General features: G+C 59.8%; 12 protein-coding genes and 1 pseudogene. 7 read left to right on the top strand and 6 right to left on the bottom strand.

Annotated elements, in window-relative coordinates; all coding sequences use genetic code 11:
* Positions 1-37 precede the first annotated feature (37 nt).
* Both AB4N43_RS28125 and AB4N43_RS28120 read right to left on the bottom strand, forming a co-directional pair.
* Positions 38-733, bottom strand: coding sequence for a tRNA (adenine(22)-N(1))-methyltransferase (locus AB4N43_RS28125; RefSeq protein ID WP_027924771.1), 696 nt, complete (start codon positions 731-733; stop codon positions 38-40).
* Between the two features lie 133 nt (positions 734-866).
* Positions 867-1,403, bottom strand: coding sequence for a dihydrofolate reductase family protein (locus tag AB4N43_RS28120; RefSeq protein ID WP_059182666.1), 537 nt, complete (start codon positions 1,401-1,403; stop codon positions 867-869).
* Between the two features lie 202 nt (positions 1,404-1,605).
* On the opposite strand from AB4N43_RS28120, the gene gltS reads away from it, so the two are divergent.
* Positions 1,606-2,820 (top strand): sodium/glutamate symporter, encoded by a 1,215-nt coding sequence (gltS, locus tag AB4N43_RS28115; RefSeq protein WP_027924773.1) that lies wholly within the window; start codon positions 1,606-1,608, stop codon positions 2,818-2,820.
* 35 nt (positions 2,821-2,855) lie between these two features.
* Here the strand turns inward: gltS and AB4N43_RS28110 are convergent, their stop codons facing one another.
* From AB4N43_RS28110 to AB4N43_RS28100, 3 genes are all read right to left on the bottom strand, one after another.
* Positions 2,856-3,119, bottom strand: coding sequence for a hypothetical protein (locus tag AB4N43_RS28110; protein WP_059182665.1), 264 nt, complete (start codon positions 3,117-3,119; stop codon positions 2,856-2,858).
* A 58-nt stretch (positions 3,120-3,177) separates the two neighbouring features.
* On the bottom strand, positions 3,178-4,941 hold the full coding sequence (locus AB4N43_RS28105; RefSeq protein WP_027924775.1) for a SulP family inorganic anion transporter: 1,764 nt from the start codon (positions 4,939-4,941) through the stop codon (positions 3,178-3,180).
* Positions 4,942-5,016: 75 nt separating this feature from the next.
* The gene (locus AB4N43_RS28100; RefSeq protein WP_059182664.1) at positions 5,017-5,676 is read right to left on the bottom strand and encodes a VIT1/CCC1 transporter family protein; all 660 of its coding nucleotides are present in this window, start codon (positions 5,674-5,676) and stop codon (positions 5,017-5,019) included.
* Between the two features lie 197 nt (positions 5,677-5,873).
* Here AB4N43_RS28100 and AB4N43_RS28095 point away from each other — a divergent pair.
* The 5 genes and pseudogenes from AB4N43_RS28095 to AB4N43_RS28075 all read left to right on the top strand — a co-directional run.
* Positions 5,874-6,875 (top strand): annotated as a pseudogene (locus AB4N43_RS28095) (tyrosine/phenylalanine carboxypeptidase domain-containing protein); the annotation flags it as partial.
* Between the two features lie 132 nt (positions 6,876-7,007).
* Positions 7,008-8,585 carry a DUF3300 domain-containing protein gene (locus tag AB4N43_RS28090; RefSeq protein ID WP_460152408.1) on the top strand — a complete coding sequence of 526 codons (1,578 nt, stop codon included), beginning with the start codon at positions 7,008-7,010 and terminating at the stop codon, positions 8,583-8,585.
* Between the two features lie 80 nt (positions 8,586-8,665).
* Complete coding sequence (locus AB4N43_RS28085) at positions 8,666-9,499, top strand: DUF2950 domain-containing protein (RefSeq protein ID WP_371258954.1); 834 nt, start codon at positions 8,666-8,668, stop codon at positions 9,497-9,499.
* 339 nt (positions 9,500-9,838) lie between these two features.
* Complete coding sequence (locus tag AB4N43_RS28080; RefSeq protein ID WP_059182663.1) at positions 9,839-11,029, top strand: cation:proton antiporter; 1,191 nt, start codon at positions 9,839-9,841, stop codon at positions 11,027-11,029.
* 128 nt (positions 11,030-11,157) lie between these two features.
* Positions 11,158-11,865: a potassium channel family protein gene (locus AB4N43_RS28075; RefSeq protein WP_059182662.1), complete on the top strand. Its 708-nt coding sequence runs from the start codon at positions 11,158-11,160 to the stop codon at positions 11,863-11,865.
* 59 nt (positions 11,866-11,924) lie between these two features.
* Here the strand turns inward: AB4N43_RS28075 and AB4N43_RS28070 are convergent, their stop codons facing one another.
* Positions 11,925-12,056, bottom strand: coding sequence for an alkyl sulfatase C-terminal domain-containing protein (locus AB4N43_RS28070; protein WP_460154238.1), 132 nt, complete (start codon positions 12,054-12,056; stop codon positions 11,925-11,927).
* 322 nt (positions 12,057-12,378) lie between these two features.
* Between AB4N43_RS28070 and AB4N43_RS28065 the strand changes: the two genes are divergently transcribed.
* Positions 12,379-13,050, top strand: a complete 672-nt coding sequence (locus AB4N43_RS28065; RefSeq protein ID WP_027924781.1) for a GntR family transcriptional regulator — start codon at positions 12,379-12,381, stop codon at positions 13,048-13,050.
* The last annotated feature ends 43 nt before the right edge of the window (positions 13,051-13,093 follow it).

Genomic DNA, 13,093 nt, shown 5'->3' with positions numbered 1-13,093 from the left:
CGTTTTATTGGGTGGTCGCTCTAAATGGACGACCAACTCACACCAGCAGCTCAGTGATCCACCGAGCCTGCCGGGCGATGTCTTGCAGCTTCTCCTGCGGCACGGCCTGTCGCGCTCGGGCGAGCTGGCTCAGGGTCTTCTGCTTTTCGCGCAGCAGGCGCTGCCACTTGGCCAGGAACGCCGGACTGCGTGCCTGCATCTGCAGCGGGCCGAAGTATAGCTCCTCAGCGGTGTACATCACCGGGCCAGCGCGCTCGGCAACGATGATTTCGTAGTCGAAGCGATTTTCCCGCAGCAGTTCCTCGCAGAGGATGCGGTAGCCATTTTCCATCAACCATTGGCGCAGTGGCTGCTCGCCGCCGTTGGGCTGCAGGATCAAGCGCTCCTGCCCGCTCAGCCGCGCCTTGCCGTTGTCGAGGATGTCGCGAATCGTCTCGCCGCCCATGCCGCAGATGCTGATCGCGGTGATCCCGTCGCCCGGCTCGATGGCCGCCAGTCCATTGGCCAGGCGCACGGTGATCCGCACGTCCAGGTCGTTCTCGCGCACGGTGCGTTCAGCCGCGTGGAACGGCGTCAACGCCACCTCACCGGCGACGGCCGCCACGATGGCGCCACGGTGCATCAACGCCACGGGCAAGTAGCCGTGATCGGAGCCGATATCGGCCAGGCGCGCACCGACTGGCACATGCGCCGCCACGCGTTCCAGGCGCATGGACAATGTCTGTTCGTTCAACTGCAGTTCCCTTCACCACGAATGCCCGGCACCGTTGGCCGGATCGGGACGCGATTGTGTCGGGCAATGCTGCGCATTACAAATTCCTGCGACCGGGGCCCGGATCCGCCCCGTCCTGGCGCCTGCGTCAGGGTCATCGGACCAGCCGATACGTGGACTGCACCAAACCGGAAGGAAAGCAGCAACTGGAGACCAGTTTCAAGTCAACATCCTGCTGAAGACGCCCGAACAATGGCCTTCCCGACCCGATCAGCACGGGCACGGTGGTAATCACCATGTCAGCAACTAACCCATCGCGCAGGAATGACTGCACCAACTGCCCGCCATCGACATAAACCCGATGCACGCCCTGCCCGGCCAGTTCCTCCATCAAGGCCGCGGGGGTAAGACTGGAAAAACGCAGCTTGCCCTTCAACGCGTCGGGCACCGGTGCATTGGCCAACTGTTCAGACAGCACCACGACGGGCCGGTCATAGAACCATGATTCGAAGGTCAGCACTTTCTCGTAGCTTCCCCGCCCCATCACGATCACATCCTTGTCGGCGATGAAGGCTGAGTAGCCATGATCCTCGGCCGGATCATCACGCTGCAAAAGCCAGTCGATGTCCCCATCAGCGCGGGCGATGAAGCCATCCAGACTGGTGGCAATGAATACATGTGCGGTGGCCATCAGGTCCCCCTATTTATCCGTCGTAGGTCAAAGCATGATCATACGTGTGAATTTGAGGAAGACCTGGACAAGCAAGCATTTGGGCGCGACAGGAAGGATTTGACCCGCCTGCTATGCTGCATCCACCGTTCATTGACTCAGGTCTAAACGCTGAACGGTCGAATCCTGATAATGATTTTTCATATTTTTAGGCAGGCTCTGAATGACTCCACAGATCTTCCAGATTCACGGCCTCGTGAGTTTTACCCTCGCCATCCTCCTGCTTTTTCTCGGCAAATCCCTTGTTCAGCGCAATGCCTTGCTCCGTCAATACTGCATTCCCGAGTCGGTGGTTGGCGGCTTTGTCTGTGCGGCAGTGACGACCCTGTTTTATTTCGGCCTTAACATCGAGATCGAATTCGATCTCGATGTTCGCGACACCCTGCTGCTGTATTTCTTTGCCGGCATTGGCTTGAACTCGGACATGCGCCAGCTGCTCAAGGGCGGCGTCCCGCTGCTGATCCTGCTGGTGCTCGCGGGGGTGTTCATCGTCCTGCAAAACGCGCTGGGCATGGGCGTGGCCGAGGCATTTGGACTCGATCCCAAGGCCGGGTTGATGGTGGGCTCCATTTCCCTGACGGGTGGCGCGGGCACGACCCTGGCCTGGGCGCCGCTGTTCGTCGACAAGCTGGGCATCAATAATGCGCATGAACTGGGCATGGCCAGTAACACTGTCGGCCTGATTGCCGCGTGCGTGATCGGCGGCCCGATCGCCAACCGCCTGATACGTCGTCATCAACTGACACCTTCCGGGGACGGGAGCCTGGAAGTCGGCGTCCTTGAACAGCAACCCCACCAGTCAATGGACTACTACGATGTGCTCTGGGCGTGGATGTGGCTCAACCTGACCCTGATGCTCGGCTACGGACTCAACCTGCTGCTGGTCGATGCCGGCATCACCCTGCCCAAATTCGTCAGTTGCCTGTTCGCGGGTATCGTCATTCACCACATCGTTCTCGCGGTGATGAATGAACAACGGTTGAAATCCTGGGGCGGCGCCCGCCTGGGTCTGTCGCTGATCTCCGATATCTGCCTGGGCATGTTTCTGACCATGGCGCTGATGGGGCTTCAGTTATGGCAGCTCAGTGGCGCGTTGCTGTTCATTCTGTGCGCCCTGAGCCTGCAAATCCTGCTGACGGTGCTCTACACGTATTTCGTGGTGTTCCGTTGCATGGGCCGCAATTACGAAGCCAGCGTGATAGCGTCCGGCTTCGGCGGCATTGCCCTCGGGTCCACGGCAACGGCCATCGTCAACATGACGACCGTGACGCAAAAATACGGCGCGGCACATCAAGCCTTCCTGATCGTGCCGCTGGTGTGTGGCTTTTTCATTGACCTGGTCAATGCGGTGATCATTGGTATGTTCAGTGGTATCTAGCACCGCCCCGGTCCATGGCGATCGGCATCAGGTCATCAGTATTTGATGTCCCGGGCAGTGCGGCGCGTGTCCTGTTTGGTGCTGCGCTTGTCCTGGCGGCATTGCGCGTTGCTTTTCTCACTGGCCTGTCTGCAATCGACCTTGGTTTGCCGTGCATCCGAGCGCCCTGTCTGGCGTGTATCCCGCGCTTCACGCCGCTGTTCTCCCTGCTCGGTCGCGTAAGCCGTTACCGATACTGACTGCACACCCACGGCGACGACCAGTGTCGCCAGGGCCATCATGCTGTATTTGCGAATCATGATATTCCTCCCGTTAAAACGCTTGGCTGGCTCACTGCCAATCAGTTTAGTCGTCCACTCAGTTGGCGGGGTACATCGCGAGGTAGCTGTCGACGGCCGTGTCTACCGTTGGAAAAAACGCCGTTTCGCCAAACTGCGAGAACAGCCCGAACCGCTTCAGTTTGTCCTTGACCGGGTCTTTCATCTCGGCCAGACACAATTCGATGCCTGCTGCGCGCAAGGTTTCGTCCAGTTCGGCCAACATGTCGGCCGACGTCACGTCGACGCTGGTCATCGGTTCCGCCGCCACGACCACCCAACGCACGGGCGTAGGTGATGCCGCCACGGCGTCCAGTACCCGGTCGTTAAACAGTTCGGCATTCGCGAAAAACAACGGGGCGTCCCAGCGAAACAGGACCAGGCCGGGGATGAGCCGGGCATTGGGAAAACGCTTGAGGTCGTGGTAACCCTGGACCCCTTCGGCACGTCCCAATACGGCGGAGTACGGCCGCCAGCCATCCCAGAGGAATTCGATCACCGCCAGCAGGATGGCCAGGCCAATACCCTCGATGGCGCCGAACACCGCGACGCCGACGGTGCAGGCGATGGACAGCCAGAACTCCCAGCGCTGAATGCGATAGATACGCCGCAGATCAGTGATCTCAATCAAGCCGATGGCCGAAGCGATGACTACCGCCGCCAGCGCGCTATTGGGCAGGTCCTGCAACAGGTTCGGCGCCACCATCAGCAGCAACGCCACCGCCAGCGCGCCGACGACACCGGACAATTGGGTTTTGGCGCCGGCGGCCTCGGCCACCGGAGTGCGTGACGAACTGCTGCTGATGGGAAAACCCTGGAAAAAACCGGCCGCCAGGTTGGCGACGCCGAGCCCGACCATCTCCTGGTTCGGATCGACGTAGGTGCGCGAACGCGCGGCATAGACACGCGAAAGAACACTGGTGTCCGCGAACGAAACCAGCGCGACGGCGCAACCACCGATCAGGACCGGAACCATATCGGCGGAAGTGATCCAGGGAATGGCGAACGCGGGCATGCCTTGTGGAAGTTCACCGAGCACCGATATGCCGTATTTCGTGGCAAGGTCCAGCACACCGACGGCGATGGTTGCCCCTGCCACGGCAATCAAAATACCCGGAATGCGTTTGTGCCCCTTGAGCAACAGGATTACCACCAGGGTGGCAGCGCCGACCGCGCAGGTGACCCAGTTGGTTTTTCCATGCAGCACGGCGGTGAAGATCGCCCATATGTTTCTCAGCGGTCCGTCGGACTCGATCTTGAAGCCGAAAAACTTGGGTAACTGGCTGATCAGTACGGTCAGCGCGATACCGTTCATGTACCCGTAGCGGATCGGTTTGGAGAGCAGTTCGGTGATGAAGCCCAGGCGCGCGATGCCGGCCAGGATGCAGACCACCCCTGACACGATTGCCATCATCCCCGCCAGGGCAACGGCGCGATACGGATCGCCACCGGACAGTGGCAGGATCACCGCCAGGATGACTGCCGCCAGGGAGGAATCCGGCCCCAGTACCAGAATCCGGCTGGGCCCGAATAACGCATAGGCGAGCAGCGGGATGATCGTCGCGTAGAGGCCATAGATGCCGGGCACACCTGAGGCCACCGCGTAGGCGATACCGACAGGCACCAGCATCGTGGTCAGGACGAGTCCGGCCACAATGTCATTTCGCAGCCACGCAATCTGATAGTGGCGCAGGGTGTTCAGCCCCGGCAGCCAGCGCACCAGCAAGCTCTGATCGGTGCCTGCAACGCGGCGGGCAATGCGCCCCGGCTCCGGGGCGGAAGGTGGAGAATCTGAATCGCTCATAGAACTGTAACCCCTTGGTGTACAGCGCATGTTGGCATGGGAGGCAGCGCCTATTGATGGCTTCCTCCTCTGTTTTCAACCACCGAGAGCGATGATCGCAACGATCAGCACAGCACCAGTGAGCGCCATTGCCAGGCCGCCCTGCCACGGCTTTGCACCGGCGTATCGTGCCAGCATCCAACCGGCGATGAACAGCACGGCGAGGCCGACCAGGTTGGACAAGCGAACGGCGAGCGCCGTGTCTTCGAGTAACAGGAAAGGCACGACCAACGGAAAGGTCGAGGCCACCACCAACAGAAAAACACCCAGCGCCCCCTTGAAGTCATCCCAGCCGAGGCCCGACCGGACCGACGTGGCCGGGTACTGGACCAGACGGCTGCGTAACAACTCCAGGGTCTCGGGCTTGGCCGCTGCCGCCAGGTGCGACGGCAATGCAGCCGCCACCAGCGTCTGGCCGGTGGCCGCGTCTGCCCCGCCGAGCTTTTCGTACAAGGTGCTTTTGCGCGTGCGGTCGATCAAGGCCCGCAACAGATACATCACCGCGTCCGCGAGTCCCCAGGCCAGGTTGCAACCGAGTGCGGCGAACATCATTGTCCGTTCCGCCTCCTGGCCCGACGTCGCCACGCTGATCGTTCCGGTGAACGTCATCGCCATGAGCAAGCCGAAAATCACTTCTGTAACACGATCAACGGGGTCGAGTATCCGTGCCCGCTTTTGTTCCCCTGTGTTCGGCATGCGTCCTACCTCGCTGAAAAGTCCTGTGCGGTGCAAGCTTTCAAAGGCCAGAGCACAGCGCTTTCAGGCGGCGCTCTTTTTCGATTTCACTTCATTGTAGTGACAAAAAAAATTGTCGCTGCCGGTGTGCGCGAGTCTCCAAAGCAACACGATTGCCTATGAGCGAAATCGCACTCTGTAGCAGCCGGACGCAGGCTTCGCCAGCATTCACCGACTATTCGTCAGCGCTGTACCGGCGTCCGGACTTTTATTACCACCGTCTGAAGCTGAGCATGCTCGACGCCGCCCGGTTTTTCCTCAACACCACCGACGCCCTGCTCGGCGGCACGCGGATTCCACCGAGCCCGGCCGAGATCCCGGCCCAGGCCTTCGCTGCCTGGATGCAGCCGGAACTGGACCGTTTCTTCGGCGAGGGGCGGATCACGGTCGTGCTCGATCCGACCCAGGCCGCCAAAGCCATCGCCGGGGCGAGCCGCATCCGCCTGCGTGCCAGCGCGCTGTTCTCGGAACTGGACAAGAACCAGTTGCTGCAGCACGAGGCGTTCGTGCATATCGCCACGGCGCAAAACGGCGCGCTCCAACCCAACCTCAAAAGCCTCGGCCTGGGCGCGCCACGCACAACCCAGACTCAGGAGGGTATTGCCACCCTGGCCGAGCTGTTTACCGGCAGCATGGACATCAACCGTTTGCGTCGCCTGGCCCTGCGCGTGCTCGCGGTCCAGCAAGCGCTGGATGGCGCCGACTTCATTCAGGTGTTCGAAGGTTTTCTGGCGGCAGGCCAGTCGCAAGAGGAGTCGTTTCGCTCGACCCAACGGGTATTCCGCGGCGCCGATCTGCGGGGCGGTTCGGCGTTCACCAAGGATGCCGCGTACCTGACCGGCTTGCTCGGCGTGCACACCCTGCTGCGCATCGCGATCCGCGACAACCGGCCGGAGCTGGTCGGCCATTTGTTTGCCGGGCGCCTCAGCCTGGGGGATACCGTACGCCTGGCGCCGCTGTTCGACTCCGGCTGGCTCACGGCGCCGGTCCATCTGCCAGCCTGGGCCAGCGATCTGCGCCTGCTCGCCGCCAACCTCGCCTTCTCGGCCTTTATCACTCGGATTCAGCTGGACGTGCTCGATCTAGAGGTGCTCATGGCGTTCGCAGACGAGCACGAAACCGATGCCAGTGGTGGCGCCAGGCCGGGTGAACGTAAATAAATGGCAGATATTTTTTGTTTGCTACGCTTAGTGAGCGGCGTCGAAGTCAGGACCTGAGGCTTGCACTGTCGGCTTCTACTTCCGGGGCATTGATTCACTTATTTCAAACCTGCCTGACTACAGGGAGTTGCAATGCGCATTCCAGTATTTTACGCGCTGTCGGCTGTCCTATTGTTGAGCGGGTCTAACTGCATTGCAGGTGCGACCGCACCTGCGCCGGCAAACGCTGCCGCTACGGCACCGGTCCCCGCTCCCGTCACGCCGCCTGCCAAAGACCCCGTGTTTACCCAGGAACAGCTGGATCAAATGCTGGCGCCCATTGCGCTGTATCCCGATCCACTGCTGGCCCAGGTACTGATGGCCTCCACGTATCCCGGAGAGGTCGCCGAAGCAGTCACCTGGTCCAAAGCCCATCCGGACGCCAAGGGCGACGATGCGGTCAAACAGGTGGCGAGCCAACCCTGGGACCCAAGTGTGCAGGCACTTGTCGCCTTCCCGCAGGTGTTGGCAACGCTGGGGCAGGATCCCGTCTGGGTGCAACGCCTGGGTGATGCCTTCCTCGCGCAGCCCGACGATGTCATGAACGGGGTGCAACGTTTGCGTCGTCAGGCCCAGGAAGCAGGCAACCTGCAGAGCAACCAGTATCAGAACGTGACCATTCAGAATAATCCTGCACCCGCACCCGCACCCGCAGCGCAATCCGCGCCCGCAGCTGCGCCCCCTGCCAGCAGCAGCTCCACCATCATTATTCAACCCGCCGATCCACAGGTGGTGTACGTCCCCACGTATAACCCGACAACTGCCTACGGCACTTGGCCGTATCCGGCCTCGCCGCCAGCGTACTACCCACCGCCGCCCGCCTATTACCCTGGCCAGGCCTTGATGGCCGGGCTGGCGTTTGGTACCGGTGTGGCCATCGTCGGTGCGTTGTGGGGTGAATGTGACTGGAACGACAACGACGTCGACATCGACGTTGAACGCTACAACAACATCAATGGCAACAACCGCATCAACGTGAATCAGAACAAGTGGGAGCACAACGCCGCGCACCGCAATGGCGTTCCCTATCGCGATAACCGAAGCCGCGAGCAATACGGCCGCCAACTGGACGGTGCCAGTCAGCGTCAGGCCTATCGAGGGGACAATGCCCAGCGCGCCCAGGCCCGCGAAAACGCCCGCACCTCAATGGACAGGGCCGGTATCGAACGCCCTCCTACCAGCAATCGCGAAGCCCGTGATCAAGCGCGTGATGCTTCCAGAGCTAACGCCAGCAATCGGATGCAAGCCGGTACGGACAGACCGAACACGGCCAATAGAGCGCAGACCTCCGACAGACAAAACGCAGCGGATAGACAGAAGGCCGCTGACAGAGCCAAGGCTGCGGACAGAAGCCAAGGGACTGCCCGAAACAATCAGGCGAATCAGCAGCCGAGAAAACAGACCGCTCAGACAAATCAGCGACAGGGCAACGCGCAGGCGCGTCAATCGACGCAAAACCGGCCTTCCACGACGGCCGCCAGCAAGGGCAGTGCCCGCAACAATGCCTTCGCCGGCGCGCGCGCTCCGTCCCAGGTCAACGCACAAGCCAGTCGTGGCCGGGCCAGCCAGGCATCCGCCCAGCGCCCCAGTGCCTCGCGAGCCGCCGGCCATCAGGTCAGTCGGCCGTCCAATCCACCAGCGCGTCAAAGTCAAAGGGGTGGCCGTCGTTGAATAACTATCCTCAATTGAAGGCACGCCTGGGTGTGCTTCTTCAGGCCTTGGCGATAACCGCCGGTTTGGCGTGGTCGTGCATGGCGACAGCACAGCAGGAATTCCCAACCCCGGAAAAAGCCGCTCAAGCGTTCGTCGAAGCACTGGGTACGACACACGCCGATCACGAACGCCTGACCGAGTTGCTGGGTAAGGAATGGCGCAGTTTCATCCCTCGCGAAGGCGCAGAGCGTAAAGACGTGGAGGCGTTTCTAAAGCAGTACCACGAAGAAAACCACATCGAAAAAACCAACGACCGCACCGCGATTCTGTCGGTCGGCAGCAACCACTGGACACTGCCGATTCCCATCGTGAAAACCACCAACGGTTGGCGCTTCGACATCAAGGCCGGCAGTGCCGAGGTCCGGGCACGTCAAATTGGACGCAACGAACTGGCCGCGGTGCAAGCGGCGCTGGCCTATCACGACGCCCAGATGGACTACGCCTCAGTGGATCGTGACGGTGATGGCGCGCTGGAGTATGCGCAGAATATTTTCAGCACTCCCGGCACCCATGACGGACTCTATTGGGCGGACGACGACAGCGGCCAGATCAGCCCGCTAGGCCCTGAGTTCGGCAAAACCATTGCCGGCGAAGGCTGGCATGGCTACCACTTCCGCATTCTCAATGGCCAGGGTCCTTCAGCACCCGGTGGCGCCTACAGCTACCTTATCGGCGACAAGATGAGCCGAGGCTTTGCACTGATCGCCTGGCCAGAAAAATACAATGACACCGGCGTGATGAGCTTCATGATCAGTCATGAAGGACAGGTGTTCGAGAAAGACCTGGGGCCTGACAGTGAAAAAGTGGCGAAGGCAATGAAACGCTTTGATCCGGATGACAGCTGGAAGGAAGTGACTGCAGATTCGGAGTAGGCGGTGTCGTTTCAAAATCCGACTTAAACAGGGGACTTAAAGAATTGTTAAAAGGAGACGGATTTATTGTTCCGTCACCTTTTGAAAAATAAACCCGTCCCCTTTTTCTCTGCTTTTTCTCTGATCGAGATCGATCCATCCTGCTGGAGCCAGGTGGGCGTTTCCGTTCGTCTGTTGTTGCGGTGAACAGCGCATTGAGATGCGCATTCAAAGGGCGACCACCTATGCTTACCACACGCCACATCAGGCACCATCAGCCACGCCTGAAGCCCGCCCCCTTAAAGCTTTTACCTCAAGGCTGCGTGTTCTAACTGCCCACCCTGAACAGGCAGGTCATTGATGTATCAGAACTTAGCGCTACTGGCCGCCTTTCTCCTGACCTACAGCATATTTGCGGGGCGCTTCGAGTCACGTCTGCTTAATGGCCCGCTTATGTTCATGCTGGCCGGTCTAATTCTGGGCCCGGCATTTCTGGGCATTCTGCAACCCCGGATTGACAGGGATGGCCTCAAGTTCCTGGCCGAGCTGACGCTGGCGATTGTGCTGTTCAGCGATGCGGCCAACGCCGACCTGAAGGTCTTGCGGGCCAATGAAGGACTTCCGCTGCGCTTGCTGATGATCGGGCTGCCACTGACCATCGCGGGGGGTTGGCTGGTCGGCCTCTGGTTGTTCCCACAGGTCCCACCGTTGGAACTGGCAATACTGGCAACCCTTCTGGCTCCCACCGATGCTGCACTAGGCAAGGCTGTCGTGAGCAACCCCAAGGTTCCGGCACCCGTGCGTGAAGGCTTAAACGTCGAGAGCGGGTTGAATGATGGGATTTGCGTCCCCGTGTTGCTCATGTTTGTGGCATTGCTGGTCGAGCAATCGACACAGTCCCCTGTCTCACTGGCGTTGGAGTTAGTGATCGAGGAACTGGGCATCGGCGCATTCAGCGGTATTGCTCTGACGCTCATTGCCTGGCAGTTGCAGCGCTACTCCGCAAAACACCACTGGCAAACGCCCATGTGGTCACAGCTGACTCTGCCCGGTCTCGCCATTCTGTGCTTTGCCACAGCACAAACACTCGGTGGTAGCGGGTTCATCGCCGCGTTCGTCGGCGGGTTGCTCGCAAGTTTTCTGTTTACCGAACAAAAGCACCAGATTCTCAAGGCCAGCGAAGAGTTTGCCAGCCTGTTATCGGTCATTACCTGGGTCGTGTTCGGCGCACTGGTGATTCCATGGGCCTGGAGCAGTCTCACCCTGAACATCTGGATTTATTCGGTGCTCAGCCTGACTGTGATTCGCATCCTGCCTGTGCTGATCAGTCTGGTGGGAACCCGCTTCGATTTCGAAACCCGCCTCTTCATCGGCTGGTTCGGCCCGCGAGGTCTGGCCAGCATTGTCTTCGCCGTCATGATATTGGCCTCCCCCCTACAAGCCAGTCGTACGGTGGTGGCTACTGCTGTCTGTACCGTTTTACTCAGCGTGTTGTTACATGGTTTGAGTGCCAACCCATGGGTTGCACGGCTGGCCAATCGTGATCATTGATGCTGGTCAAAACCCGCAAAGCTTGGGCGGGTGGATGTGTTGGCGACCCGGCCGTGATTGCACCCGCTTGGGCTCAGGCAGGTGAGTAGTACGTCGGGGATCGAGCGTTATTACTCTGGGAAACCCCTATGACCACTTCGCAAGATAACGACGAGTCCGACGCAGATTTAGCTCAGCTGGTAATAGGGCAAGGGCCCTGCACTTATCTATTGCTGCTCTTATTAGGATTGATCCTGCTGTTTCCCTTTCTTGAGGAAGGGATATTTGCTCGCACGTTGCTCGGCATTGTGTTTTCCATCGTGCTGCTCGTGGGCGCTTTCGCCACCAGGCAGACTCGATGGGGGCTAATCCTCAAGCTGGGGCTGGCGTTTCTTGGGGTCAGCCTTCTATGGACGTCGTTGTGGGTCAAGAGCATCGCGATTTTTAACCTTGCCGGGATAGCGTATACGGCGTCTCTTGCCGTCTCGTTTAGCGGAGTGCTGCGCTACGTGCTCAAGCGCGGGCCAATTACAGCCGACAAGCTGCATGGCGCGCTGGCGGGTTACATCATGCTGGCCTTCGTGTGGTCCTTCGTCTTTGCCCTGGTGGAGATATCCAATACTGGCTCATTCGGCCCTGGCCACCTCGACTTCATGCAGCCCGGTACTTTTTTCAAACTGATCTATTTTAGCTTCACGACGCTCACGACCACCGGGTACGGTGACGTTATCCCATTGACCAACCACGCCCGTTCACTGGTGATGATCGAAGAATTTTCTGGCGTCTTTTACGTTGGCGTTGTGATCGCGCGGCTTGCCGGTCTTTACCCGTCGAATCAGAGGAATCAGGCGAAGTGATTCTCGTGGCTAAACGCCCCAACTCTGGGGCGCTCCATACCGGTCCGGGTTTGCCTGGATTAAGGTTCAGAAAGGGTGAACCAGAAGTCAAAGGTGTCGAAGTTGGTCAGCATTTCCTTAAATTTGGCTTTGTCGCCGTCGATAGTCACTTCGCCGCTTTCCGACAGATTGCCCAATTTCAGCTTGCCCAGGGCGATGTCATCGAGGGTGGTTCGGTTAAGAGTGACCGTGCCGTCGGCCTTATCCGATTGTGCACACTAGAAACTACGAGCGACTAAACCCGACCACTGATGGGCAGTGGCAGGGAAACGATAGAGGCCGAGGCCAGGGCACACAAGCCGGCCGATTCTGTCTTACCCGTAGGCGATGGCGCAAGGCGTTGTAGCCTCCGGGTAGTAACGGAAAGCGTCATTTAAACGCAGACGATTTTTCTTGTTTAAAACAACGGATCGCGAGGTTCGCCAAGGAATTTCGTATACCCTATCCCCATCTCACTGCAAACGACCTGCCGACGTGAACCTACCCAAACTCAACGCTCCCGACCTTGGCAATACGCCTTCGACCTCGGAAATCATCACCCGCCATCTACGGGACGCGATTGTTGCCGGGCATTTTGCCGAGGATGAACCGATTCGCCAGGACGACATTGCCCGGCAGTTCAACGTCAGCAAAATCCCTGTGCGCGAGGCGCTCAAGCGGCTGGAGGCCGAAGGGCTGGTGATGTTCCAGCGCAATCGCGGGGCGATGGTCACGCGGATTTCCGATGCGGAACTGGCGCAGATGTTCGAAGTGCGCATGTTGCTGGAAGACAAGGTGTTGCGCCTGGCCATTCCCAACATGACCGAAGAGACCTTCGCCCGCGCCGAGCGTATCTGCCAGGAATTCATCGGCGAAGACGACGTCGGGCGCTGGGCCGAGCTCAACTGGGAGCTGCATTCCTGCCTTTACGAGCCGGCGCAGCGGCCGTTTCTGGTGAGTCTGATCCGTTCGGTCAACGATAAACTGGAGCGCTACCTGCGCATGCAGATGAGCCTGTCCGCCGGCAAGGAGCGCGCCGATCACGAACACCGCGAGATCCTCGCGGCCTGCCGTGCCGGGGATGTGGACCTGGCGGTGAAGCTGCTGGATGAGCACATTGCCGGGGTCTGCAAAACCCTGTTCGAGCACCTGCCCCACGCGCACTGATCGCTGCGGGCACTGTGCCGATTTCGTCATCGGCACAGTTTAA

It is taken from the genome of Pseudomonas sp. S2_B07, assembly GCF_054668435.1.
This window is presented reverse-complemented; position numbering and strand designations above follow the sequence as displayed.